Consider the following 22,800-nt stretch of genomic DNA (forward strand, 5'->3'; position numbering starts at 1 on the left):
ATTGCCGCGCCATGGCTGAAGTGATTTCCTGGATAGCGACTGTCGCCACTGTGATTGCGGCGTCGATGACTGCGGCGAACCTCGGATCGAGAATCACCGGATATGGTTTCTGCGTGTTTCTCGTGGGCTCCCTCTCATGGCTGGCCTCAGGCCTGATGACGGATCAGCCTGCGCTCGTCTCGACCAATGCGGTTCTGACGGTGCTGAACGTCTTCGGGATCTGGCGCTGGCTAGGCCGACAGGCGAAGATCGAGGAAGGCGGTTCATCGGCCGCTGCGGCAAGCCAGGAGACGCCCGGCGAAACGCTGTTTCCGGTATCCTTGCTGCTGCGCGCGCCAGTCGAGGATAGCAATGGGCAGGTCCTTGGTACCTGCGTCGATGCGATGGCTGGATGCGCGAGCGGAAGGCTTCGCTATGTCGTGGCTTCCGAAGGCGGTGTAGCCGGGGTGGGGGAGACCCTGCGGCGGCTCGAATGGTCCGACGTTAGTCCCGAAGGCGATCGGTTGATGTCGAAGGTCAGCGCGAAACAATTGCCGAAACTTGAGCAACTGGAGCGGGACCAGTGGCCGGCCCGCTGATAGTCACTGCAGAACTCGGTTCGGACGACTTCGCATGGCTCAATGGGTTGAGACGGCAGCATTATCCTGCCGATCGCAACGTCGTGCCCGCTCATATGTCGCTGTTCAGAGCCTTGCCGCCCTCCGCCGAGGCCGAAATTAGGCACGTGCTCGCGGAGATTGCTTCACGCAAAGCACCGCGCGCCGCTCTCTCCGGCCTGATGGATCTGGGCGGCGGGGTTGCCTTCCGAATCGTCTCCGAGGAACTCGATCGGTTGCGGGAGGAAATATCCGCCCGTTTTCACGGTCTGCTCAGCGCTCAGGATGCCGGCGGCTGGATCCCTCACGTCACCATACAAAACAAGGTGCCGCCGCGGGAGGCGAGGGCGCTCAGTAACTCGATCGGCGCCAGGTACGATCGGCGGCCCTTAAGGATCTCGGGACTCGGTCTCCACCAGTATCTTGGCGGGCCGTGGGAGACCCTGAGAACCTATTCGTTCCGATCCTAGGAGAGATTCCCGATGCCTTCGCAGCTCAGGTCGAAGGCAGCGAGGCCGGCATCGAGGACCGAAGCAAGCATTGGCATCTCCATAAGCTCGTCGATTGCCGCGTCGCTGCCGTCCTTGGTGAGATCGCTAGCTTCCTCCATCGCCTCATCCCAGTCGCCGACGTCGTAGGTGCCCTGGCCGACCCAGCAGAAGGCGAGAACTTCGGCGAGCTGATCCTCGCCGAGATCCTCGAACACGGCGCGAAGCTCTTCTTCCACGCTGTCGTTGATCGAATCATCGAGCACCGAAAGCGCGCCCTCCTGCTCATCGTCCACGTTGTCGGCTGCTTCGCCGCCATCATAGTCGGTGGGGGTTTGGGCCTCGTACTCGCGCGCCCGGAGGATGATCCGGCAGAGGGTTTCCAGAGGGGTCAACGGGTCCATTCAGCGCTCTCCGATTACTCGGGCTTAACGAGAGCAGCCGTAAGCGGTTCCTCGCGTTGACCGGGTCGGTTCACGCACCTATATGGCCGCGGCTCCTCCGAGCATATCGGGGGAAATCACATTTGCCCGGGGCGGAGTAGCTCAGCTGGTTAGAGCAGCGGAATCATAATCCGCGTGTCGGGGGTTCAAGTCCCTCCTCCGCTACCACCCCAAACAGACTTAGCCTTCCAGCCGCCAGGTGATGCGCTGCGTGTAGGTATCCGCGACTGGATGACCGCTCTCGTCCCTCGCGGGTTCGAAGCGAGCTCTGTTCGAGAGGATTTCGCAGGTCCTGGAGTCGAGCGCGTCTGAGCCGCTGCTCACGCTTACTTCACACCGCATAACTCTCCCGCGCTCGTCGACTGCCAATTTAGCGGTGACGGTCCCCTGGTCCTCATTCCGAAGAGCTTCCATTGGATAGTCGTCTGCGCTGAACAGGGTCGCCAGCGAACCACGTGCAGGCTGGGCTCCGCCGGGACTACCCGCCGAATGCGCAGATTCGGTGGCTAGCTCACCAGATTGCGAGCTTTGAGGCTCCTCAGGATCACTCGGCCATGTATCGCGCAGTGTCCACGCGACGCTCCCGAGCACGAGGATAGCCGCGAGAACGGGAAAAGGGCTCGTCCGTCCCGGCTGAACGGGCGAACGAGGATCAGGCCTGCGGCGGCGGCCCGCCCTTGTCAGTCGCGGCGTCTACGGCCGAGAAGGCCAACGAGTCCGACCAAGCCGATCGCGCCCCACGGGAAGCCACGTTCCCTAGGCGGCGGAGGAGGCGGGGGCGGAGGTGCCGCCGCGGATTCGTCCGGAAGCGGTCCCGGCTCGACGGCCACGGTGTTCGCGGCCATCGCGGCATTAGCGTCGACCGCTGAAACGTCGTTCGTCGCCGTGACGTTCGCTGCGTCCGTACTTGCGTTGGTATCGTTTTGCGCGGCTGCTGGCGCTGCAATCAGCGCTGCCGCCAGGATGAAGACTGTCGCATTGCGCATGTTCAAATCTCCCTCGCCGTCGGCACTATTCGACAGAAGACGGGTGGTAGCTGTCCTCGCCATGTTCTTTCTTAAGCCCGAGCAATCCCAGCAGCCCCAAGGCACCGAGTAGGTCAAACCAAGAAATGTCGGGCGGGCCGCTGCGCAGGCGTTCCTGCGTTTCGGTCCTCACGCCACTCTCATTGGTGTCCTGCGCCTGTGCAGCGGGGCCAGCCAAGGCCGCCGCGACGAGCATGCCGAGCATCCATCGAATTCGCATGGTGCCCTCCTTGATTGCGCCAAGTGATGCGCAACGCGCGCAATACCACCGTATGCGCTCTTGCCCAAGAGTGAGGATTTCCGCCAAAAAAGCAAACGCCCGGACCGCGTGGCGGCCCGGGCGTCCTGCGTGACGATTGCTCGTCAGCCCCCTTGGATTTCCTGCCGCGTCAGCCCGGAGGCATCTCGCGGCAAGCCCCTCGCATCGGCCCCAAGGGGCAGCCCGCTAAGGAGAAGTTGAAGCTAGGCCTGTCCGGCCCGGCTTGTCACGTGATGAAGGTTAAGGGCGCAGCTTTTCCGCATCTCCTGTGTCGTTAGTGCCACATTGCCACTGAGCGCCACTGCATTGCGCAGAACGGCCGAGCGCCTTAGGGCACCTGCTCAAGCGTCTTCCCGGAGCGACCAGAATTGCGCGTTTCCCGCTATTTCCTGCCGGTTTTGAAAGAGAGCCCTTCGGACGCGCAAATCGTCAGTCACAAGCTGATGCTGCGCGCCGGCCTCGTTCGTCAGACTGCAGCGGGTATCTATGCCTGGCTGCCCATCGGCTACCGGGTCCTTCAGAAGATCGAGCAGATCGTTCGCGAAGAGCAGGACCGCGCCGGCGCCATCGAAATGCTCATGCCCACAATCCAGGCCGCAGACTTGTGGCGCGAGAGCGGCCGTTACGACGCGTACGGGCCCGAGATGCTGCGTATACGAGATCGCCACGATCGCGAGATGCTCTACGGGCCGACGAACGAGGAAATGCTTACGGCGATCGTTCGCGATGAGCTCAAAAGCTATCGCGAGCTTCCGCGCACGCTCTACCACATCCAGTGGAAGTTCCGGGACGAGGTCCGTCCGCGGTTCGGCGTGATGCGCGGCCGCGAGTTCCTGATGAAGGACGCGTACAGCTTCGACCTTGACGAAGCGGGCGCCCGGCAGAGCTATTACACGCAGCTTCTCGCCTATCTCCGCACCTTCCAGCGCATGGGCATCCAGGCGGTACCCATGAAGGCGGCGTCGGGTCCGATTGGCGGAGACCTCAGCCACGAGTTCATCGTTCTCGCTCCGACCGGCGAGAGCGAAGTGTTCTACGATGCGGCCTTCGAGGAGTTCGACTGGCAGCAGTCCGACCTGCAGTACGGCGATGCAGAGGGCCTTCAGAAGCTGTTCGACCAGGTCAGCTCCACCTATTCCGCCACGGACGAGACGCATGACGAGTCGCGCTGGGCGACGATCGCGAAGGATCGTCAGCGCACCGGACGCGGAATCGAGGTCGGCCACATCTTCTACTTCGGCGACAAATATTCCGCAGCCATGGGCCTCAAGGTCTCCGGGCAGGACGGAAAGCCGGTCACGCCGATGATGGGCAGCTACGGCGTAGGCGTGTCGCGCCTTGTCGGAGCGATCATCGAGGCGAGCCATGACGATGCGGGCATCATCTGGCCCGAAAGCGTCGCACCGTGGAAGGTTGGCGTGGTCACGATGCGCCAGGACGACGATGCCAGCGTCGCCGCCGCCGAGGAGCTGTACGGCAATCTGCAGCTCGCGGGGGTCGAGACCGCCTATGACGACCGCGACGAGCGGGGCGGGGCCAAGCTCGCGACGATGGACCTCATCGGGCTGCCGTGGCAGGTGATCGTCGGCCCGCGCGGGGTCGCCGGGGGCACGGTGGAACTCAAGCGCCGTTCATCTGGCGAGCGCCATGAGCTGAGTGTGGAATCCGCGCTGGCAAGGCTCACCGAATGATCCTCAACAGGTACGAGCGCACCGTCGCTCGCCGCTACTTGCTTCCCGGCAAGGGCGAGGGGTTCATATTCCTCGTCGCGTCGATCAGCCTGTTCGCTGTCGCTCTCGGCGTCGCGGCGCTCATCATCGTGATGAGCGTGATGAACGGCTTCCGCGCCGAGCTCTTCGACAAGATCGTCGGCCTGAACGGCCATGCGATCGTCCAGGGCTATGACGGCCGTCTGAGCAATTGGCAGCAAATCTCTGATACGGCGAAGAAATTGCCGGGTGTCACGTCCGCGACGCCACTCATCGAGCAGCCGCTCATGGCCTCAGCCAACGGTCGTGTGGAAGGCGTTATTGTTCGCGGCATGCGGCTCGACGACATTCGCCGCAATCCGGTCATCACGGGCAATGTGAAGGCCGGAAGCCTCGCATCGATTACGCCGGGGAGCGGACGCGTGGCCATTGGATCGCGGCTTGCGGAGACGCTCGGCGCTTATCCGGGCAGCGAGATCAGCCTGATCAGCCCGGATGGCCGCTCCACCGTCATGGGCACGGTACCGCGCATAGTGACGTATCAGGTCGGCGCGATCTTCGAGGTGGGCGTCTACGATTACGACAAGGCCTTCGTGCTGATGCCCATGCAGGATGCTCAGACGCTTCTGCTGATGGGCGATCAGGTCGGGATGGTTGAAATCCAGACGACGAATCCGGACAAGGTGCGCGACATCCTGGCGCCGCTTCAGCCGCAGCTGCAGGGCAAGGGCATCGTCGTCGACTGGCAGCAGATGAACTCGGCGCTGTTCGAAGCCCTGGAGATCGAGCGCGTCGCCATGTTCGTGGTGCTGTCGCTCATCGTCGTTGTGGCGGTGTTCAACATCCTGTCGTCGCTGATCATGCTTGTCCGGGCCAAGACGAGGGACATTGCGATCCTGCGAACAATGGGCGCGAGCCGGCGGAGCATGATGAAGGTCTTCGTCACTGTTGGCGTCACCATCGGCTCCCTCGGCATCGTTCTGGGACTGATCCTCGGTTCGATCTTCCTGTTCTTCAGGCAGGGGGTCGTGAACTTCGTCCAGCTGATCACCGGGCAGAATTTGTGGGACCCGTCGGTCCGCTTCCTGTCTGAGCTCCCGGCCAAGACGGACCCCGTCGAGGTGACTGCAATCATCCTCATCGCGCTGATCCTGTCGTTCCTCGCGACGCTTTACCCCGCGTGGAAGGCTGCCAGCACCGATCCCGTACAGGTGCTCCGTTATGAGTGAGGCCGTCCTTTCGCTCCGCGGCCTCAAGCGGAGCTTCACCCAGGGTGACGTCACCATCGAGGTGCTTCGCGGCATCGATCTCGACGTACAGCCGGGGGAGATCGTTGCGCTGCTGGGACCTTCCGGCTCAGGAAAGTCGACGCTTCTGCAGGCCGTCGGCTTGCTCGAAGGCGGCTTCCAGGGATCGATCCGCATCCAGGGCAAGGAAGCCGCGTCGCTTTCGGATGACGCTCGCACGGAGCTTCGGCGCGACGCCTTGGGCTTCGTCTACCAATTCCATCACCTGCTGCCTGAGTTCAACGCACGGGAAAATGTCGTGCTTCCGCAGCTCATTCACGGCGCCGTTCCCGATGCCGCTAATACCCGCGCAGAGCAGCTGTTGACTGCATTGGGGCTCTCGGCGCGTCTAGACCATCGCCCATCGAAACTGTCGGGCGGTGAGCAGCAGCGCGTTGCGGTTGCACGAGCACTTGCGAACAAGCCGCCGCTCGTCCTCGCCGACGAACCCACCGGCAACCTCGACGAGACTACGGCCGACACCGTCCTTGCGGAATTCCTCTCGCTCGTTCGCGGCGAGGGGAGCGCGGCGCTCGTCGCCACTCACAACGAACGGCTGGCGGCGAAGATGGATCGGGTAGTCCGCCTGCACGAAGGTCTTCTGCAATAGTGGACCCTCGCGAGCGGACGGACGTTGGCGAACCCGTGCAACAGCGTCTCAGCCCAACGATGATCGCGGCCATCGCGCTCGGTCTCCTCGTCCTCGTTATTGTAGGCACAATGGTGTTCCGAAGCTCGAGCGGCGACGACGATCGCCTGACGGGAGCGCGGACGGCGCAAGGGGAAGATCCCGAAAAGCTCTGCGCCAGCCAGGCAACCTACGACCTGATCAAACGCGAGATCTTCCGCCGGGCGTCCGCGCTAAGGGGCAGCGATCGGGCGACGTTCGATGCGATTGGCGGCTATTCTTCGATCCGCATCGAAGCGCCGATGATGACCGACGAGAATGGCGAGACCGGCGGCGTGACCTGCAGCGGAACGCTTACGGTGGATTTGCCGCCGGGCGTTTCGGTCGTCGGCGGACGGCGTTCCCTCAGCGCCGAGCTGACCTATGCGGTCCAGCCGGCGGCTGATGGGACCGGCAACGTGGTGACGCTGACGAATGCCGACGGCATCATCACGCCTCTCGCCACTCTCGCGAAAACGGCCGCGCCGCCTGCGGACGACGCTGTCCAGAACGGCGTTGCGAATGACGTCGTGACATCGCCCGTCGCGCCGACAGATCCCTTGGCGCCGGCGCCCGAGGTGGGACAGTCGCCTGCCAACACTGGAACTGCGAACCCAAGCTTCAGCTGCTCCGCCGCGCGATCGTCAGGGGAAGTCGCGGTCTGCAACGATCCCGGCCTCGCCGCTCTCGATCGCCGCATGGCGAGCCAGTTCAACAGTGCCATGGCGGGTGCAAACCCCCAGCAGCGCGCTGTGCTCTCCCGGACCCGCGACGCTTTCCTGCGCTATCGCGATCAGTGCCCGAGCAACGACTGCATCGCGCAGACGTATCAGGGCCGTATGCGCGAGATTCGCGACATCATGCGGGGCGACTGGCAGGCGCGCTAAGCTGGGGATAAGTCCCCGCAAAATCTTCCATCTGCATGCCCTGCGTCCCATAGTCTCGGTGTGACTCAGCCCTACGTACCGCTTCGCGTTTTTTCCTCCTTCACGATGCTTGAAGGGGCAATGGAGCCCAAGGTGATCGCCGAGCGGGCGGCAAAGCTCGGCTTCCCGGCGGTTGGGCTGACGGACCGTAACGGCCTGTACGCGGCGATGGCCTTCACCGAGGCGTGCAGCGGTAAGGGCATCCAGCCGATCGTCGGTGCCATGCTCGCTGTCGCGCGCCCTGCGGAACTGGGCGTTTCCGGCGTCGATTGGGTCGTCCTCCTCGCCAAGGACGAGCAGGGCTATTCGAACCTCTGTCACCTGGTGTCCTCCGCGCACCTCGATCGTCCGGTCGAACTTGATCCGCACGTGTCGTTTGGCGTGCTCGAGAAGCTGAGCGCAGGCCTGATTGCGCTGACGGCGGGCTCGGAGGGCGCTGTTTGCCGGTTTCTGGCAGACGGCCAGGCGGACAAGGGGCGTACCTATCTCGAACGGCTCCACGCCATCTTTCAAGACCGCCTCTACGTCGAGATTATCCGGCGTCATGACCCGGTCGAGGAAGCGTCGGAAGACGCGCTGATCGAACTCGCGCTCGAGCACGACCTGCCGATCGTCGCGACGAACCCGGCGGCCTATGCGGATCCGAGCTTTCACGCGGCGCATGACGCCATGCTGTGCATCGCGCAGTCCGCTTATGTCGAAAGCAATGACCGCACGACGTCATCGCCGGAGGCTTGGCTCAAAGACTCGGCAGCAATTGCGGAGCTTTTCATCGATCTACCCGAAGCTCTGGCCAACACGGCAGTGATTGCGCAGCGCTGTGCAGTCGGGGCACCCAAGCGCAAGCCGATCCTCCCGCGCTTGTCCGATCATGGCGACGAACAGCTTCGCGCCGATGCATTTGCCGGCCTCGATCAGAGACTTGCAGGACGCAGCGAAGAGGACAAGGCGAAGTACCGCGAGCGGCTCGAATTCGAGCTCGACGTCATCATCCGCATGGGCTTCGCGGACTACTTCCTGATCGTGGCCGACTTCATCAAATGGGCGAAGGCGCACGACATTCCGGTAGGACCGGGCCGCGGCTCGGGCGCGGGCTCGGTTGTTGCCTGGGCGCTGACGATCACGGATCTTGATCCGATCGCACTGAACCTTTTGTTCGAACGTTTCCTCAATCCCGAACGCGTATCGATGCCGGACTTCGACATCGACTTTTGCGAAACCCGGCGCGACGAGGTCATCTCCTACGTCCAGCAGAAGTACGGCCGCGACCGGGTCGCGCAGATCATCACCTTCGGGCGCCTGAAGGCTCGCGCCGTCCTCAAGGACACGGGCCGCGTGCTCCAGATGAGCTACGGCCAGGTCGATCGGCTCGCGAAGATGATCCCGAACCATCCGACGGATCCGTGGACGCTGGAGCGGTCGCTAAACGGGGTTTCCGAGGTCGCGGCGGAGTATAAGGGCGAGCCTGACGTCAAGAGGCTATTCGATCTCGCGATGAAGCTGGAGGGCCTGCCCCGTCACGCGTCGACGCACGCTGCGGGCGTGGTAATCGGCGACCGCCGGCTCGACGATCTCGTCCCGCTCTACCGCGACCCGCGTTCCGACATGCCGGTCACGCAGTTCGACATGAAATATGTCGAGGCGGCGGGGCTGGTGAAGTTCGACTTCCTCGGCCTGAAGACGCTGTCGGTGCTGCGCGAGGCCAAGAGACTGCTATTGCTGCAGGGCATCGAGGTCGACTTCGCCAAGCTCGAATGGGACGACCCAGAGGTCTACGAGTTGCTGCAGCGCGGCGACACCGTTGGCGTGTTCCAGCTGGAATCGGAGGGCATGCGGCGGACGCTCGCCGCCGTTCGGCCGACCAATTTCGGCGACATCATCGCGCTGGTCTCCCTCTACCGGCCGGGTCCGATGGACAACATTCCGCTGTTCGGAGACCGCAAGAACGGCCGCGCGCCGATCGAATATCCGCATCCGATGCTCGAAGGCGTGCTCAAGGAGACCTATGGGATCTTTGTCTACCAGGAGCAGGTGATGCAGGCGGCGCAGGTGCTCGCCGGTTACTCGCTCGGCGAAGCGGACCTTCTGCGCCGCGCCATGGGCAAGAAGATTCAATCGGAGATGGATGCGCAGCGGGCTCGCTTCGTCGAGGGTTGCAAGGCGCACAGCATCACTCCCGCCAAGGCGTCCGAACTGTTCGACTTGATCGACAAGTTTGCCGGCTATGGCTTCAACAAGAGCCACGCCGCCGCTTACGCGCTGGTGGCGTACCACACGGCCTGGCTCAAGGCGCACCACAAGCCGGAATTCTATGCGGCGTCGATGAGCTTCGACATCGCCTTGACGGACAAGCTCGCGCTGTTCGTCGAGGACATGCGGCGCGGCGAGGTCGAGTGCCTTCCACCCGACGTGAACTCAAGCGAGGCCGCGTTCTCGGTGGAAGACGGCAAGGTCCGTTACGCGCTTGGCGCGCTTAAAGGCGTGGGCGAGAAGGCGATGGAGGCGTTGGTCGCGGAGCGCGAGGAGAAGGGCCCGTTCAAGTCGCTCGACGACTTCGCGGATCGAATCGATCCTCGGCTACTGAACCGGCGGCAGATCGAAGGACTCGCCGCAGCCGGCGGCTTCGACGTGCTTGAGCCGCAGCGAGCCGCGGTGTTCGCATCGGCTGAGACTATTCTGGCGCACGCCGCGAGCGCCGCCGACCAGCGTTCGAGTGGCCAGCACGGCCTGTTCGGCGGGCCGGAGTCTGCAGCGGCGCCGATCCGGCTCGCCAGGACAGAGGAGTGGAGCCTCGCCCAGCGCATGGCCGCGGAGCGCGATTCGTTCGGTTTCTACTTCTCGGCGCATCCAGTCGACGCGCACCGTCACATCCTGGAGGCGAACAAGGCCAAGACCTTCGCGCAGCTCGCCGACATGCCGATGCCGGCAGAGGGCCGGGCAGGGGCGACCATGGCTGGCCTGGTCGAGGAAGCGCGTTGGCGCGTGTCCCAGAAAGGCCGACGCTACCTGATGGCCACGCTGAGTGATTCTTCGGGCCAGTTCCAGGCCAGCGTCTTCGACGAGGAGGCCAGCACGGCCATCGAAGACGCCGCGAAGGCCGGGACTTGCGGCCTTCTGACGGTGGAGTTGGACAAGCGCGAAGGCGACGAACTGCCGCGCGTGGCGATCAAGAAATTCCAGCCGCTCGACACGCTTGCGAAGCGGACCCGGCTTCAGATGGAGATCCGCGTCTCGTCGGAGGCGCTTGTCCCGGCGATCGCCCGTGAACTGGGCGGTGTACGCGGCGGCGGGGGTTTGGTTCGCCTGATACTTCCGCTGTCTGCCGGCGGCGAGGCGATCGTGATCGCGGGCCGGGATTTCGCTCTGGATGCCGAGCTTCAGGCCAGGATCGAGCGGATTGCCGGCGAAGGGAGCGTCGACTTGTCCGTGCAGGAACCGCCGAAGCTCGCCCTCGTCGGCTAGGCCTACGCCATCCAGAAGCCGTCGGCGTTCACCAGGCTGGTGACCTTGGCGTTCTGCGCCTCGGACAGGTTCTGCTTGAAGGCGGGGAAGACCTGCTCCTCTTCCATGTGCGCGTGCTTCGACACGAGCGCGCGGAACTCGCGAACTTTTTCGAGCCAGTCGGACGCGCTTGGGCCCATGTTCTTCAGCTCATAGATATAGGTCTTGATGTAGCCGTGCTCGCCCTCGAGCTGGTCGGCTTCCACAGCCTGATTCGCCTCGCGCAGGGCGGGATAGACGACCATCTCTTCCTGGTGCGCGTGCTTGTCGAGCGCATGGGTCAACTTCATCAGAAGCATGCTGCGCTTCCAAGTCTGCGTTTGATCCGTCGCGAGCATCTTGTCGAAAATGCCGAGAGCCATCTCATGCTCTGCGGCGAGGATGTCGTCCCAGTCGCCCGCAGTCGCCTCGAGGCCCTGCATCAGGAACTTGCGGCCATAGTTGGCGGCAAGGCCTATCGCCATGCCGGCAAGGGCCGCGCCGAGAAGCGGGCCGGCATTTCCGCCGCCGCGGCCGCCCCAGGAAAAGGCGCTGCCTTCATTGCTGTCGTTGCCGCGCGACGACGGGCTTCGGCCGCTGCGATTGCCGGTGCCGCTGTCGCTGCCGCGCGACGAACTGCGGTTGCTCGACGCGGATCGGGACTGAGTACGCGTAGCCATTATGCTCCTCCGTTTACTTTGCGTTGCAGAACGGGAGCGGCGGAGGTGCGTTCCTCCGCCGGACGCAAAAAGCCGGCCGATGAAGGGTTTACGCTACTGACCGACCGGCGGAGGCGGTGGCTCCTCAGGCTCCTGCACGAGAGGAGTGGCCTCGTTCGTCGAAGGCTGCGGTTCCGGGGCCGGAGCGGGCAGATTGACCACCTGTGTCTGTTCCGACTCAGTCGGCAGCGCGTCGACCGCGTCTTTTAGCGGCGGCAGCGGCTTCGCGCTCTCATATTCCTCACCCGGAAGCTGCTGCGGCGCCTTCGTTGCCGGTGGCGTCTTGTCCTTGGGCGGAACGATGTCCTGATAGACGCAGGCATCAAGGCCATCGCGAGCGACGATGGCGATGCGCGAGGAGATTGAATTTCCATAGCGCCGGGTAAAGCCCTTCGGTGCCACGGCACCCCGTTTCTTGGGCAGGGGCAGCACAGCCGCGATCCGGGCGGCTTCGGTCCGGCTCATGGCGCTCGCGTCATGCCCGAAATAGCGTTGCGATCCGGCGTTGACGCCGTAGGTGCCGATGCCGGTCTCCGCGAGGTTCAGATAGACCTCCATGATCCGGCGCTTGCCCCAAAGGTGCTCGACGAGGAACGTGAACCAGGCCTCTACACCCTTTCGGGCGTAGCCGCCGCCCTGCCACAGGAAGGCGTTCTTCGCCGTCTGCTGGCTGATCGTCGAGCCGCCGCGAATACGCCCGCCCGATGCGTTCCTTTTCATCGCATCTTCGATAGCTTCCACGTCGAACCCGTTATGCGAGCAGAATTTGCTGTCTTCCGCGCCGATCGCCGCACGGACCATGTCGCGGTCGATTTCCTTGATGCTCATCCAGTCGCGCGTAGCGCCGCGTCCAGCCACGAGGTCGCCGATCATCGTCGCCGTGATCGGGGGGGTCACGAAGCGGTAGGCCAAGACCCAAAGGACCGAGCCGATGAGGAAGATCAGGACCAGCTTGACGATCCAGCCGAAGATTCGGCCGACGACCGAGCCCGACTTCTGTCGCCGGCGCTTGTACCTCGGGATGCTGCTCTTGGGCCGTTTCGCCATCGCCCTTGCCTAGCCGCGTCGATGCGACACTGCCAAGCCTCGCCTTGCCGCAGTGCAGCAGCGCATTTACATGCCGCTCAAGATGACTTCGACCAACGATATTCGCCGCTCATTCCTCGACTATTTCGAGAAGAACGGGCACGCGCGTGTGCCCTCCGCTTCGCTGGTGCCGCAGAACGACCCGACATTGATGTTCGTGAACGCTGGCATGGTCCCGTTCAAGAACGTCTTCACGGGACTGGAATCGCGGCCCTATTCGACAGCTTCGAGCGCGCAGAAGTGCGTCCGCGCCGGCGGCAAGCACAACGATCTGGACAATGTCGGCTACACCGCCCGGCATCACACCTTCTTCGAAATGCTAGGGAATTTCTCGTTCGGCGATTATTTCAAGGATCGCGCGATCGAGCTGGCCTGGAATTTGCTGACCAAGGAGTGGGGGATCAGCCCGGACCGGCTGACGGCGACCGTCTATCATACCGACGACGAGGCCTTCGACCTTTGGAAGAAGATTTCCGGCCTACCGGACAGCCGCATCATCCGCATCCCGACCAAGGACAATTTCTGGTCGATGGGCGATGACGGTCCGTGCGGGCCCTGTTCCGAAATCTTCTTCGACCATGGCGATCACATCCCCGGCGGGCCTCCGGGCTCACCGGATGAGGATGGTGATCGCTTTGTGGAGATTTGGAACCTGGTCTTCATGCAGTACGAGCAGGCGGCGGGCGAAATCGTCTCCGAGCTGCCGAAGAAGAGCATCGACACCGGCATGGGGCTCGAGCGGATCGCGGCCGTTCTGCAAGGTGTCCATGACAATTACGACACGGACACGTTCAAGGCACTGATCCGCGCCAGCGAGGAGCTGACCAGCAACAATTCGGCCGACATGGTCGCCAGCCATCGCATTATCGCCGACCATCTGCGTACTTCGGGCTTCCTCGTCGCGGACGGGGTGCTGCCGGCCAACGAGGGGCGCGGTTACGTCCTGCGCCGCATCATGCGCCGAGCCATGCGTCACGCTCATCTTCTCGGCGCCAGCGAGCCTTTGATGTACCGGCTTGTGCCGGCGCTCGTCGCCGAAATGGGCGCTGCCTATCCAGAACTCATTCGCGCTCAGCCGCTGATCGAGGCGACTTTGCAGCAGGAGGAGACGCGGTTTCGCCAGACGCTGTCGAACGGCCTCAAGCTGCTCGACGAGGCCACTGCGGAGCTTCAGAACGGCGACACGCTTCCAGGCGAGACGGCGTTCAAGCTCTACGACACTTACGGCTTCCCCTATGATCTGACCGAGGATGCCCTGCGCGCTCGTGGTCTCGGCGTAGACCGTGACGGTTTCGATGCGGCCATGGCGCAGCAGAAGGCGGCCGCCCGTGCCGCCTGGAAAGGCTCCGGCGCCAAGGCGAGCGAGGACATCTGGTTCGACCTGGTCGAAGAATATGGCACGACCGAGTTCACCGGCTACGCGGGGGACGAAGGCGAAGGCGTCGTTCTCGCGATCGTCAAGGACGGCGAGCGCGTCCAGGCCGCGGACGTCGGGCAAACCGTGGACATCGTGCTCAACCAGACGCCATTTTACGGCGAAAGCGGCGGGCAGATCGGCGACACCGGAAAACTGACTACGCTCAAGGGGTTTGTCGGCGAGGTTGAAGATACGTCGAAGCCCCTGGGCAAGCTGCACGTCCTCCGCACGAAGGTTGTTGCCGGCGAGCTAACCGTCGACGAAAGCGTCCACCAGAAGGTCGACAGCGAGCGGCGTGATCGCGTTCGCGCCAACCACAGCGCGACGCACCTGCTGCATGCGGCGCTGCGTCACAGGCTGGGGACGCACGTCACACAGAAGGGCAGCCTGGTCGCGCCGGACTATTTCCGTTTCGACTTCTCGCACCCGAAGGCGCTCACGCGCGAGGAAATCGACCAGGTCGAGGCCGACGTGAATGCGCAAATCCGCGGCAATGAGCCCGTGACCACGCGCCTGATGACGCTCGATGAGGCGATCGAGGCAGGTGCCATGGCCCTGTTCGGCGAGAAGTACGGTGACGAGGTGCGCGTGCTCTCCATGGGCCGTTCGTCCGAGACGGATTATTCCGTGGAGCTGTGCGGCGGCACGCACGTTCGCGCGTTGGGCGACATCCAGCTTCTGAAGATCATCTCGGAAAGCGCCGTTTCCTCTGGTGTTCGTCGTATCGAAGCGCTGACGGGAGAAGCGGCTCGCCAGTGGCTGTCTGAGCGGGACTCCAAGCTTCGCGAAGCCGCTGCGACGCTGAAGGCATCTCCGGACGAAGTGCCCGCGCGCATCGCGTCCTTGGTCGAAGAGCGCCGCCGCCTTGAGCGTGAGCTGGCCGACGCCAAAAAAGCGTTGGCGATGGGTGGAGGCGGTCCCTCGACCGACGCGGCCGGACCCGAAGACGTCAACGGGCACAAGTTCCTTGGGCAGGTCGTGGAAGGCCTGAATCCGAAGGACTTGCGGTCGACGATCGACACGATGAAACAGCGCGTCGGCTCCGGCATTGCCGCGCTCGTTGCCGTGAATGATGGACGCGCCAGCGTTGCAGTCGGCGTCACGGACGATCTCGCCGGCCAAGTCAGCGCCGTCGACCTCGTGAAGGCCGCTGTCGCGACGCTCGGTGGGCAGGGCGGCGGCGGGCGCCCGGACATGGCGCAGGGCGGCGGTCCCGACGGATCGAAGGCCCAGGACGCCTTGGAAGCCGTGAAGGAGGCACTGGAGAAGGTCGCCGCGTGACCGACACCACGTCAGCCGAGCCGCTGACGCTCAACGGTTCCTGTCATTGCGGCGCGGTCAAATTCACGGCTGAATTGTCGGTGGGGCTGTTATCGGCGCTGCACCTGCTCGATTTGCCGGATGCGCGGCGCCGTTGCCGTGACATCCAACCCTGAAGGGTTCCGGATCACCGAGGGCGAGGACAAGCTCGTCACCTATCGGTTCAATACGAAGACCGCCGAACATCATTTCTGCAGCATTTGCGGGATCCACACGCATCACAAGCGCCGCTCGAACCCCAATCAATTGGGCGTAAACGTCGCCTGCCTGGAGGGCGTCTCGCCGTTCGATTTTGAGGCAGTCATCGTCCACGACGGGCAGCGCCATCCTTCCGACAATCCGGAGCATCGAACCTATAGGGCGGGCGTGCTCCGCTTCGAGCCTTCTCCCGGAGGCTGAGAATCGCGCGCCCGGCGCCGGCCCAGCCTCGGGATTTCCTCCAAATTCGCGTCGGTCATGATCTTGGCCCGGAGCTCGGATCTCTTCTCGTGGATTGAGGCAATAACCGGACCCATCGCGACGCCCAAGTCGACGAGAGCTGCCTCGGATAGCTGGAGGGAGGCCTCCAGCGTCTCCGGAACCGCGTCGGTTACACCCGCCTTGTAAAGCTGCGCTGCGTGCGTCGTATCGCGAGCACGGGCGACGATAGGAAGGTCGGGGAAGGCCTCGCGAAGCTGCCGCGCGAGGCGCCTGACCAGCACGGGATTGTCCATGGTGAGGATGAAGGCGCTCGGGTTCTTTCGCCGCGCCCGTTCGATCAGCTCCGAATGGGCGACGTCGCCGAAGATGACGTCATAGCCCTCCTTGCGCGCTGAAGCGGCGACGTCGACGTCCGCATCGACAGCGATATAATCCTTGCCGTGCGTTTCCATCATGTCGGCGACCAGCCGTCCGACGCGTCCGAAGCCCAGGATCATCACCTGGCCCTCCGCTGCAGTATCGAGCGAAGCATCGATCTCTCCGGCGAGCTCCTGCCGTCCCACCTGGCTTCCGGCCAGCCGACCCAATTTTGCCAGAAGCGGCGTGACGGTCAGGCCAAGAGCCGTGACGATCTGCCAGAAGGCCGCCGTCTCCGGAGCGATCAGCTTCGCGGCCACTGCGGACGCGAGGACGATGAGCGTGGTCTCGGACGGCGAGGACATGAGCACGCCCGTCTCGGCTGCAACGCTCGCCTTGGCGCCGCTGATGCGCAGGAGGAAGCCCGTGACGAGCGCCTTGATCAAGAGGACCGCTAGCAGCGCGACCAGGATGTTTGACCATTGCTCGGCGACCACCCTCATGTCGACGCTCATCCCGACCGTGATCAGGAATATGCCGAGACCCAGGCCCCGGAACGGAGCGGTGATGACCTCGACCTCGCCGCCATATTCCGTCTCGGCGATGACGATGCCAGCGATCAGGGCGCCGAGGATCGGCGAGAAGCCGATGCCGCGGGTGATGAGACTGGCGACGATGACGACGAGCAGGCAGGCCGCGAGAAACATCTCCGGACTCTTCGTGCGTGCGGCCTGTTCAAATAGCTGAGGCAGGAGCAGACGGCCGGCGAAGAGCATCGCGACGGCCACCAGCCCGCCGATGAGCATCGTCTGGAGAAGCGGCCCGATCCCGACATTGGCGGCTTGCGGCGCCATGGCACCCAGGGCGAAGACGATGGGGACCAGCGCAACGTCTTCGAACAGCAGCATCGCGAGGGACGCGCGTCCCACCGGCCCATGCGTGCCAACCAGCGGAAGGACGATCGCCGTCGACGAAAGTGCCAAGGCGAGACCGAGCCCGATCGATGCTGCCGGGGTCTGCCCAAGGAAATAGAGCACGAGCGCGATAAGGGCGGCGGATCCGAACAGCTCCGCGGCCCCGACCCCGAAGACGAGCTTCCGCATTCCCCAAAGTCGTCGGAAAGACAGCTCGAGGCCGATCGAGAACAACAACAGCACGATTCCAAGCTCTGCGAAGGGCTCGATCGCGTGGGCGTTCGAGATCGTGACGAAGTGAAGCCACGGATAGCGTCCCGTAAGCGATCCCAGCGCGTGCGGCCCGACCAGCATCCCGATAAGGATGAAACCGATGATCGGGCTGATCCGGATGCGGGCGAAGGCGGGAATGACGAGCCCAGCGGCTCCGAGGATCACCAGCGCGTCGCTGAAGCCCGAAGTGCTGAATTGATCCTGCATACGGGCTTTAGAGCAGGTGGGTCGAAGGGTGTCACCCCGGCGAACACCGTTCGTTGTCTTTGCGAACGGAGGTTTCGATGACGAAGCAACTCAAGGTGGGCAATCGCGTGACCTGGAAATCGCACGGCGGCACAGCCGAAGGAAAGGTCCTTCGGAAGCTGACCGCGCCGAGCGAGATCAAGGGGCACAAGGTCGCGGCGTCGAAGGACAATCCCGAATATCTCGTTGAGACGGAGGAAGGGAAAGAGGCTGCGCACAAGGCGGAAGCGCTGACCAAAGCCTGAGCGTGGGCGCCCGCGTTTTCAAATGTTGCTTACGGCTGTAAGCAAGTGGCGGCATGACGTCGAAGCGCGACGCAGACCTGATCATCGTGGGCGGCGGCCCAGCCGGAATGATGGCCGGCATGTTGTTCGCTCGCGCAGGCTGCAGCGTTCGCATCCTCGAGAAGCATGCCGACTTCTTTCGCGATTTCCGTGGCGACACCGTTCATCCTTCGACGATGGAGATCCTCGATCAGCTCGGGATGCTCCGCCGCTTCCTGGACCGGCCGCACAACCGCGTGGATCGCGCGCAGATCCGGGTAGCCGGCAGGGAATGGACCGTTGGCGACCTGACGCACCTCGATACGCCGGCGCCGTTCATTGCGATGATGCCGCAATGGGACTTCCTCGATTTCATTCGGGAAGAAGCAAAGGCGTTTCCCGGCTTTCAGCTGGAGATGAATGCGCCGGTGACAAGCTTCATCGAGGAAAACGGTGCAATCGTCGGCGTACGCCTGTGGGATGGTCGTGAGCTTCAAGCGTCCCTGACGATCGCGGCGGACGGCCGCGCGTCGATCGTTCGCCAGATGCTGCCGCTCGAAGATCTCGGCGCGCCCATGGACGTCTTCTGGTTCCGCATCGCCAAGCCGCGAGAGGAGCGGGGCGATCTGCGCGGCAATATCGAACGCGGCCGCTTACTCGTGATGATCGATCGCGGCGACTATTGGCAGTGCGCATTCCTGATACCGAAGGGCGCGGCCGAGCAGTTCCAGGCGCGCGGCATGGACGCCATTCGGGAAGAAGTCGCCATCGCAGCGCCTAGCGGCCTCAATCTTTCCGAGCTGGATGAGATTTCCGACCTTCACCTGCTCACGGTGAAGCTCGATCGTTTGACGACCTGGTGGCGGCCCGGGCTGCTGGCGATCGGCGATGCCGCGCATGCCATGTCGCCCATCGGCGGCATCGGCATCAATCTTGCCGTGCAGGATGCAGTCGCCGCGGCGAACATATTGGCTGGTCCGCTGGCGCGCGGGGAAGACGTGAATCCGTTGCTCACCAAGGTTCAGCAACGGCGGATGTTTCCGACGCGAGTGATTCAAGGCGGTCAGAAGGCGGCTCAGGATCGGATCATTGGTCGGCTGCTTCAGGGCACGGAGCCGATCCGGCAGGCGCCGTTACTCGTGAGGCTTCTTGACCGATTTCCTCTGCTACGGCGCGTTCCCGGCCGCATCATCGGCCTTGGCGTCAGGCGCGAGCATGTGAGTTCGCCGCTAGCGCGCTGAGGCGAATAGCGCGTCCACGTCGCCGCCGTTCGCCGCCAGAACCGTTTCGATCCGCTTGCGGCCCTGCCAGTAAATCAGCGCGGGCGCCTTCTGTCCGCTCGCTATCAGCTGCCGCGCCTGCTCGTCGGACAAGGTGCTTTCCGCGCCGACGATGTCGCAATAGCCCTCTCGCAGCCATTGCGGTTTCGTCCAATCGACGGTCAGGCCGAAGTGCCGCCGCTCCATCCCGTGACATTTCTCGTGGGCAATGATGCCTGACAGCGTTCGCGTCCCGAAGGCTGTTGCCACCTGGTCCGCGCGGAGGTCGCTGCGCCGTACGATCACCGCCTCGCGAAGCGGACGGGTGAGCGCGAGCGTCGTTGAATTACCAAGGGCCAGCAAGGACCAGCGCCAACCGCCGTCGGTGAGGAAGATCGAACGTGGTTCGGCCGTGCGCGCGAGGGGGCTTTTGGCGACCAGCGCGTTAGCGCGCGCCGTCACCCGGTCGAGTGCGCGGCGGTCGACCGGCGCTACCGAGTAGACCGTGTCGCCGTTAGATTGGACGACGTGCGGGAAAGCCAGCAATTGCGGCGCGGCCAGCGGCGAAACGAGGATGGCGACGATCGCCAACCCCCGCCAGCCGCTGAGCGCCTGCAGCAGGTTACGCAGCGACGCTCCCCTCGACCATCGCCGTTTCGAGGTTCTTCACGATCTGGTCGAAGAACTGCTCGGTGGTCATCCACGGCTGATCCGGGCCGACAAGGATCGCGAGATCTTTGGTCATGTGACCGCTTTCGACCGTGTCGACGCAGACGCGCTCGAGCGTCTCGGCGAAACGCACGACGTCGGGTGTTTCGTCGAGCTTGCCGCGGAACTTGAGGCCACCGGTCCAGGCGAAGATGGAAGCGATGGGGTTGGTCGACGTCGCCTTGCCCTGCTGGTGCATGCGGAAGTGGCGCGTGACGGTGCCGTGAGCGGCTTCCGCCTCGACGGTCTTGCCGTCCGGTGTCATCAGGATCGAGGTCATAAGGCCGAGCGAGCCGAAGCCCTGCGCGACCTGGTCCGACTGGACGTCGCCGTCATAGTTCTTGCAGGCCCAGATGAACTTGCCGCTCCACTTCAGGGCGGAAGCGACCATGTCGTCGATCAGGCGATGCTGGTACTCGATACCAATCTCGTCGAACTTCGCCTTGAATTCGCTATCGAAAATCTCCTGGAAGATGTCCTTGAAGCGGCCGTCATAGGCCTTCAGGATCGTATTCTTCGTGGAGAGATAGACGGGCCAGCGGCGGTTGATGCCGTAGTTGAAGCAGGCACGGGCGAAGTCGCGGATGGACTCGTCGAGGTTGTACATACCCATGGCGACACCGGCGCTCGGGAAGTCGAACACCTCATGCTCGATCTCTTCGCCGTTCTCGCCCATCCACTTGATGGTCAGCTTGCCGGGGCCGGGCACCTTGAAGTCGGTCGCCTTATACTGGTCGCCGAAGGCGTGGCGGCCGACGACGATCGGGTCGGTCCAGCCCGGGATGATCCTCGGCACGTTGGCGATGACGATCGGCTCGCGGAAGACGACGCCGCCCAGGATGTTGCGGATCGTGCCGTTCGGCGACTTCCACATCTTCTTGAGGCCGAATTCCTCGACGCGGGCCTCGTCCGGGGTGATCGTGGCGCACTTCACGCCGACGCCATGCTTCTTGATGGCCTCGGCGGCCTCGACCGTGATCTTGTCCTCCGTCTCGTCGCGCTTTTCTATGCCGAGGTCGTAGTAAAGCAGGTCCACATCGAGGTACGGCAGGATCAGGCGTTCGCGGATCCACTGCCAGATGATGCGGGTCATTTCGTCGCCGTCGAGCTCGACGACAGGATTCTTCACCTTGATCTTGGCCATGCGCCTTCCTGCTTTTCCCGTATTTTATGGAGTTGGCGCGCGCATTAGGACGCGCTCTGCGATTGGGCAACCGCGCCGTTGTGCATGATCAACAGCGTCTCTAAGGATGCGCCCATGCCATCTCTGGACAAGCCTGGCGGCGCGCTTACCACCACCAACGTCAAGTGGCGTTTCCCTTCGACGCATCCGGAAGGACGCAAGTTCGTCGTGGGATCCGCTGCGATCACTCTCTTCGCATTCCTGCTGGGATGGGGGATACTGGGATGGCTGCTCCTCGGCCTGACGATTTGGGTCTTCGCCTTCTTCCGCGATCCGATCCGCACCACCCCAAGGGGGGATAATTTCATCGTGGCGCCCGCCGACGGGCTGATCACCATGATCGCCAAGGTGCCGCCGCCGCGCGAGCTGGCTGGTGCCGACGGCCTTCCGGATGCGGAATATACTCGCGTCTCTATCTTCATGAGCGTTTTCGACGTGCACGTGAACCGGTCGCCGGTGAGCGGGCATGTACGCAAGGTCGCCTACGTTCCCGGCAAGTTTGTCAACGCCGATCTCGACAAGGCCAGCGAAGAGAACGAGCGCCAGAACATCGTCGTTGAGACGGCGACGGGTCTACGCATCGGCTTCACGCAGATTGCGGGGCTCGTCGCCAGGCGCATTCTGACCTTCGTCCGCGAAGGCGACCTAGTCGATGCGGGCGAGCGGGTCGGCCTCATACGCTTCGGCAGCCGCGTCGACGTCTATCTGCCGGCGGGTACCGGACCTCGAGTGCTCTTGGGTCAGCGCACCATCGCCGGTGAAACCGTCATCGCCGAATATGGCGTTCAGCCGGAGCTGGTCGGATTCAGCCAGTGATCGACGAGCGCGAGGCGCGCGGAATACCGTTCCGCGCGATGATCCCGAACGCCGTTACGGCGCTCGCACTCTGTTTCGGTCTCACGGGCGTCAGCTTCGCCATCGGCGGGGAATGGGAGAAGGCGCTCGCGGCCATCGTTTTCGCCGGCGTCCTGGACGGCATGGACGGGCGCATTGCGCGGCTCCTTCGAGCGCAGAGCAAGTTTGGGGCGGAGCTCGATTCCCTTAGCGACAATATCGCGTTCGGCACTGCACCTGCGCTGATCCTCTTCCTCTGGTCCCTGCAGACGGCGCCGAGGTTCGGCTGGATCGCTGCCCTCGCGCTCGCCGTTTGCTGTGCTCTCCGGCTGGCCCGCTTCAATGCGCGGATCGACGCGGTCGAGCAGCCTCACAAGTCCGCGGGCTTCAACACCGGCGTTCCGGCGCCAGCGGGGGCGGGCGTGGCTTTCATTCCCATCTACCTCTGGCTCATCACCGGCAACGAACTTTTCCGCCGGTGGGAGCTGGTGATGGCCTGGACCATCTTCATCGCTCTGCTGATGATTTCCAGCCTGCCGACCTACAGCTGGTCGAGCATCCGCATCCGGAGCGGCTGGCGTCTGTTCGCACTGGCGGGGGTGGCGCTGCTGGGTGCGGCCTTGATCCGCGCACCCTGGCACACGCTTCTGCTCGTCGGGCTACTTTATCTGGCGGTCATTCCGTTCAGCTGGGCGTCCTTCGCTCGGGTCAAGCGGCGGCGCGCATCTGCGGCCGTGCCCGGATCGGCGTCCGGCGGGCATAACCCGTCCGCCTAGGCGGCATACGGATTTCAAGGATCGTTTGAGGTTCCCGTGTCTCGCCGCGAAGGGCGACGAGAATGCGTGTACGGGAAGCGCCAAGGATTTCGGCCGCCACGACGGCACACGCCCATAGAGTCACGAGGAAGGCGAGGGTGATCAGC

Annotated in this window: 22 protein-coding genes, 1 tRNA gene and 1 pseudogene; 15 read left to right on the plus strand and 9 right to left on the minus strand. The window is 63.7% G+C overall.

The genetic code is table 11. From position 1 onward, the window contains the following. The first annotated feature begins 11 nt into the window (after window positions 1-11). Entirely contained in the window at window positions 12-578 is a 567-nt protein-coding gene (locus LZ016_RS04310; protein WP_241446073.1) for a PRC-barrel domain-containing protein, read from the plus strand. Beyond that, on the plus strand, window positions 563-1,066 hold the full coding sequence (locus tag LZ016_RS04315; RefSeq protein WP_241446074.1) for a 2'-5' RNA ligase family protein: 504 nt from the start codon (window positions 563-565) through the stop codon (window positions 1,064-1,066). Before LZ016_RS04310 ends, LZ016_RS04315 begins: the two co-directional genes overlap by 16 nt. On the opposite strand, the gene LZ016_RS04320 is transcribed toward LZ016_RS04315, so the two are convergent. After that, a complete protein-coding gene (locus tag LZ016_RS04320) occupies window positions 1,063-1,488 on the minus strand; it encodes a DUF3775 domain-containing protein (protein WP_241446075.1) in 426 nt (141 codons plus the stop codon). The genes LZ016_RS04315 and LZ016_RS04320 overlap by 4 nt on opposite strands. A 130-nt stretch (window positions 1,489-1,618) precedes the next feature. Between LZ016_RS04320 and LZ016_RS04325 the strand changes: the two genes are divergently transcribed. Next, window positions 1,619-1,695, plus strand: a tRNA-Met gene (locus LZ016_RS04325). A 12-nt stretch (window positions 1,696-1,707) separates the two neighbouring features. Here the strand turns inward: LZ016_RS04325 and LZ016_RS15640 are convergent. The 3 genes from LZ016_RS15640 to LZ016_RS04335 form a co-directional block, all read right to left on the minus strand. Continuing rightward, window positions 1,708-1,941: an energy transducer TonB gene (locus tag LZ016_RS15640; protein ID WP_366512882.1), complete on the minus strand. Its 234-nt coding sequence runs from the start codon at window positions 1,939-1,941 to the stop codon at window positions 1,708-1,710. 266 nt (window positions 1,942-2,207) lie between these two features. Beyond that, window positions 2,208-2,513, minus strand: coding sequence for a WGxxGxxG-CTERM domain-containing protein (locus LZ016_RS04330; protein WP_241446076.1), 306 nt, complete (start codon window positions 2,511-2,513; stop codon window positions 2,208-2,210). A 25-nt stretch (window positions 2,514-2,538) separates the two neighbouring features. Then, entirely contained in the window at window positions 2,539-2,772 is a 234-nt protein-coding gene (locus LZ016_RS04335) for a hypothetical protein (protein ID WP_241446078.1), read from the minus strand. 407 nt (window positions 2,773-3,179) lie between these two features. Here LZ016_RS04335 and proS point away from each other — a divergent pair, with 407 nt between their 5' ends. The 5 genes from proS (at window position 3,180) to dnaE (ending at window position 10,861) form a co-directional block, all read left to right on the plus strand. Further along, on the plus strand, window positions 3,180-4,502 hold the full coding sequence (proS, locus tag LZ016_RS04340) for a proline--tRNA ligase (RefSeq protein WP_241446080.1): 1,323 nt from the start codon (window positions 3,180-3,182) through the stop codon (window positions 4,500-4,502). Next, the gene (locus LZ016_RS04345) at window positions 4,499-5,749 is read left to right on the plus strand and encodes a lipoprotein-releasing ABC transporter permease subunit (RefSeq protein ID WP_241446082.1); all 1,251 of its coding nucleotides are present in this window, start codon (window positions 4,499-4,501) and stop codon (window positions 5,747-5,749) included. The genes proS and LZ016_RS04345 overlap by 4 nt, the downstream gene beginning before the upstream one ends. Then, on the plus strand, window positions 5,742-6,416 hold the full coding sequence (locus LZ016_RS04350) for an ABC transporter ATP-binding protein (protein ID WP_241446085.1): 675 nt from the start codon (window positions 5,742-5,744) through the stop codon (window positions 6,414-6,416). Before LZ016_RS04345 ends, LZ016_RS04350 begins: the two co-directional genes overlap by 8 nt. A 35-nt stretch (window positions 6,417-6,451) precedes the next feature. Continuing rightward, entirely contained in the window at window positions 6,452-7,360 is a 909-nt protein-coding gene (locus tag LZ016_RS04355) for a lysozyme inhibitor LprI family protein (protein ID WP_241446087.1), read from the plus strand. Window positions 7,361-7,465: 105 nt separating this feature from the next. Beyond that, a complete protein-coding gene (dnaE, locus tag LZ016_RS04360; protein WP_241446089.1) occupies window positions 7,466-10,861 on the plus strand; it encodes a DNA polymerase III subunit alpha in 3,396 nt (1,131 codons plus the stop codon). Between the two features lie 2 nt (window positions 10,862-10,863). On the opposite strand, the gene LZ016_RS04365 is transcribed toward dnaE, so the two are convergent. Both LZ016_RS04365 and mtgA read right to left on the minus strand, forming a co-directional pair. Then, complete coding sequence (locus LZ016_RS04365) at window positions 10,864-11,559, minus strand: hemerythrin domain-containing protein (protein ID WP_241446091.1); 696 nt, start codon at window positions 11,557-11,559, stop codon at window positions 10,864-10,866. A gap of 351 nt (window positions 11,560-11,910) precedes the next feature. Beyond that, a pseudogene (gene mtgA, locus LZ016_RS04370) lies at window positions 11,911-12,645 on the minus strand (monofunctional biosynthetic peptidoglycan transglycosylase); the annotation flags it as partial. 82 nt (window positions 12,646-12,727) lie between these two features. Here mtgA and alaS point away from each other — a divergent pair. The 3 genes from alaS to LZ016_RS04385 are packed head-to-tail and all read left to right on the plus strand — an operon-like array spanning window position 12,728 to window position 15,820. Beyond that, window positions 12,728-15,382, plus strand: coding sequence for an alanine--tRNA ligase (gene alaS, locus LZ016_RS04375; protein WP_241446093.1), 2,655 nt, complete (start codon window positions 12,728-12,730; stop codon window positions 15,380-15,382). Beyond that, window positions 15,379-15,537 carry a hypothetical protein gene (locus tag LZ016_RS04380; protein ID WP_241446094.1) on the plus strand — a complete coding sequence of 53 codons (159 nt, stop codon included), beginning with the start codon at window positions 15,379-15,381 and terminating at the stop codon, window positions 15,535-15,537. Before alaS ends, LZ016_RS04380 begins: the two co-directional genes overlap by 4 nt. Further along, a complete protein-coding gene (locus LZ016_RS04385) occupies window positions 15,521-15,820 on the plus strand; it encodes a GFA family protein (protein ID WP_241446095.1) in 300 nt (99 codons plus the stop codon). The genes LZ016_RS04380 and LZ016_RS04385 overlap by 17 nt, the downstream gene beginning before the upstream one ends. Here LZ016_RS04385 and LZ016_RS04390 read toward each other — a convergent pair. Beyond that, the gene (locus LZ016_RS04390; protein WP_241446096.1) at window positions 15,775-17,592 is read right to left on the minus strand and encodes a cation:proton antiporter domain-containing protein; all 1,818 of its coding nucleotides are present in this window, start codon (window positions 17,590-17,592) and stop codon (window positions 15,775-15,777) included. The two genes, LZ016_RS04385 and LZ016_RS04390, sit on opposite strands and share 46 nt — an antisense overlap. Window positions 17,593-17,669: 77 nt before the next feature. Between LZ016_RS04390 and LZ016_RS04395 the strand changes: the two genes are divergently transcribed. Both LZ016_RS04395 and LZ016_RS04400 read left to right on the plus strand, forming a co-directional pair. Next, entirely contained in the window at window positions 17,670-17,876 is a 207-nt protein-coding gene (locus LZ016_RS04395; protein WP_241446097.1) for a hypervirulence associated TUDOR domain-containing protein, read from the plus strand. 53 nt (window positions 17,877-17,929) lie between these two features. Then, a complete protein-coding gene (locus LZ016_RS04400; protein WP_241446098.1) occupies window positions 17,930-19,135 on the plus strand; it encodes an FAD-dependent oxidoreductase in 1,206 nt (401 codons plus the stop codon). Here LZ016_RS04400 and LZ016_RS04405 read toward each other — a convergent pair. Further along, the gene (locus LZ016_RS04405) at window positions 19,124-19,744 is read right to left on the minus strand and encodes a hypothetical protein (RefSeq protein WP_241446099.1); all 621 of its coding nucleotides are present in this window, start codon (window positions 19,742-19,744) and stop codon (window positions 19,124-19,126) included. The genes LZ016_RS04400 and LZ016_RS04405 overlap by 12 nt on opposite strands. 31 nt (window positions 19,745-19,775) lie before the next feature. Beyond that, window positions 19,776-21,005, minus strand: coding sequence for an NADP-dependent isocitrate dehydrogenase (locus LZ016_RS04410; protein ID WP_241446101.1), 1,230 nt, complete (start codon window positions 21,003-21,005; stop codon window positions 19,776-19,778). 114 nt (window positions 21,006-21,119) lie between these two features. On the opposite strand from LZ016_RS04410, the gene LZ016_RS04415 reads away from it, so the two are divergent. Both LZ016_RS04415 and LZ016_RS04420 read left to right on the plus strand, forming a co-directional pair. Then, a complete protein-coding gene (locus LZ016_RS04415) occupies window positions 21,120-21,860 on the plus strand; it encodes a phosphatidylserine decarboxylase (protein WP_241446102.1) in 741 nt (246 codons plus the stop codon). A gap of 38 nt (window positions 21,861-21,898) precedes the next feature. Further along, window positions 21,899-22,654, plus strand: a complete 756-nt coding sequence (locus LZ016_RS04420; RefSeq protein ID WP_241447454.1) for a CDP-alcohol phosphatidyltransferase family protein — start codon at window positions 21,899-21,901, stop codon at window positions 22,652-22,654. Window positions 22,655-22,800 lie beyond the last annotated feature (146 nt).

This window comes from Sphingomonas telluris (assembly GCF_022568775.1).
GTDB lineage: Bacteria > Pseudomonadota > Alphaproteobacteria > Sphingomonadales > Sphingomonadaceae > Sphingomicrobium > Sphingomicrobium telluris.

Coding starts and splice junctions, on each gene's coding strand:
- dnaE (WP_241446089.1), top strand. CDS start 7,466: ATGCTTGAAGGGGCAATGGAGCCCAAGGTGATCGCCGAGCGGGCGGCA.
- alaS (WP_241446093.1), top strand. CDS start 12,728: ATGACTTCGACCAACGATATTCGCCGCTCATTCCTCGACTATTTCGAG.
- LZ016_RS15640 (WP_366512882.1), bottom strand. CDS start 1,941: ATGGAAGCTCTTCGGAATGAGGACCAGGGGACCGTCACCGCTAAATTG.
- LZ016_RS04390 (WP_241446096.1), bottom strand. CDS start 17,592: ATGCAGGATCAATTCAGCACTTCGGGCTTCAGCGACGCGCTGGTGATC.
- LZ016_RS04415 (WP_241446102.1), top strand. CDS start 21,120: ATGCCATCTCTGGACAAGCCTGGCGGCGCGCTTACCACCACCAACGTC.
- LZ016_RS04335 (WP_241446078.1), bottom strand. CDS start 2,772: ATGCGAATTCGATGGATGCTCGGCATGCTCGTCGCGGCGGCCTTGGCT.
- LZ016_RS04345 (WP_241446082.1), top strand. CDS start 4,499: ATGATCCTCAACAGGTACGAGCGCACCGTCGCTCGCCGCTACTTGCTT.
- LZ016_RS04395 (WP_241446097.1), top strand. CDS start 17,670: ATGACGAAGCAACTCAAGGTGGGCAATCGCGTGACCTGGAAATCGCAC.
- LZ016_RS04365 (WP_241446091.1), bottom strand. CDS start 11,559: ATGGCTACGCGTACTCAGTCCCGATCCGCGTCGAGCAACCGCAGTTCG.
- LZ016_RS04400 (WP_241446098.1), top strand. CDS start 17,930: ATGACGTCGAAGCGCGACGCAGACCTGATCATCGTGGGCGGCGGCCCA.
- LZ016_RS04410 (WP_241446101.1), bottom strand. CDS start 21,005: ATGGCCAAGATCAAGGTGAAGAATCCTGTCGTCGAGCTCGACGGCGAC.
- LZ016_RS04420 (WP_241447454.1), top strand. CDS start 21,899: ATGATCCCGAACGCCGTTACGGCGCTCGCACTCTGTTTCGGTCTCACG.
- LZ016_RS04310 (WP_241446073.1), top strand. CDS start 12: ATGGCTGAAGTGATTTCCTGGATAGCGACTGTCGCCACTGTGATTGCG.
- LZ016_RS04320 (WP_241446075.1), bottom strand. CDS start 1,488: ATGGACCCGTTGACCCCTCTGGAAACCCTCTGCCGGATCATCCTCCGG.
- LZ016_RS04330 (WP_241446076.1), bottom strand. CDS start 2,513: ATGCGCAATGCGACAGTCTTCATCCTGGCGGCAGCGCTGATTGCAGCG.
- LZ016_RS04350 (WP_241446085.1), top strand. CDS start 5,742: ATGAGTGAGGCCGTCCTTTCGCTCCGCGGCCTCAAGCGGAGCTTCACC.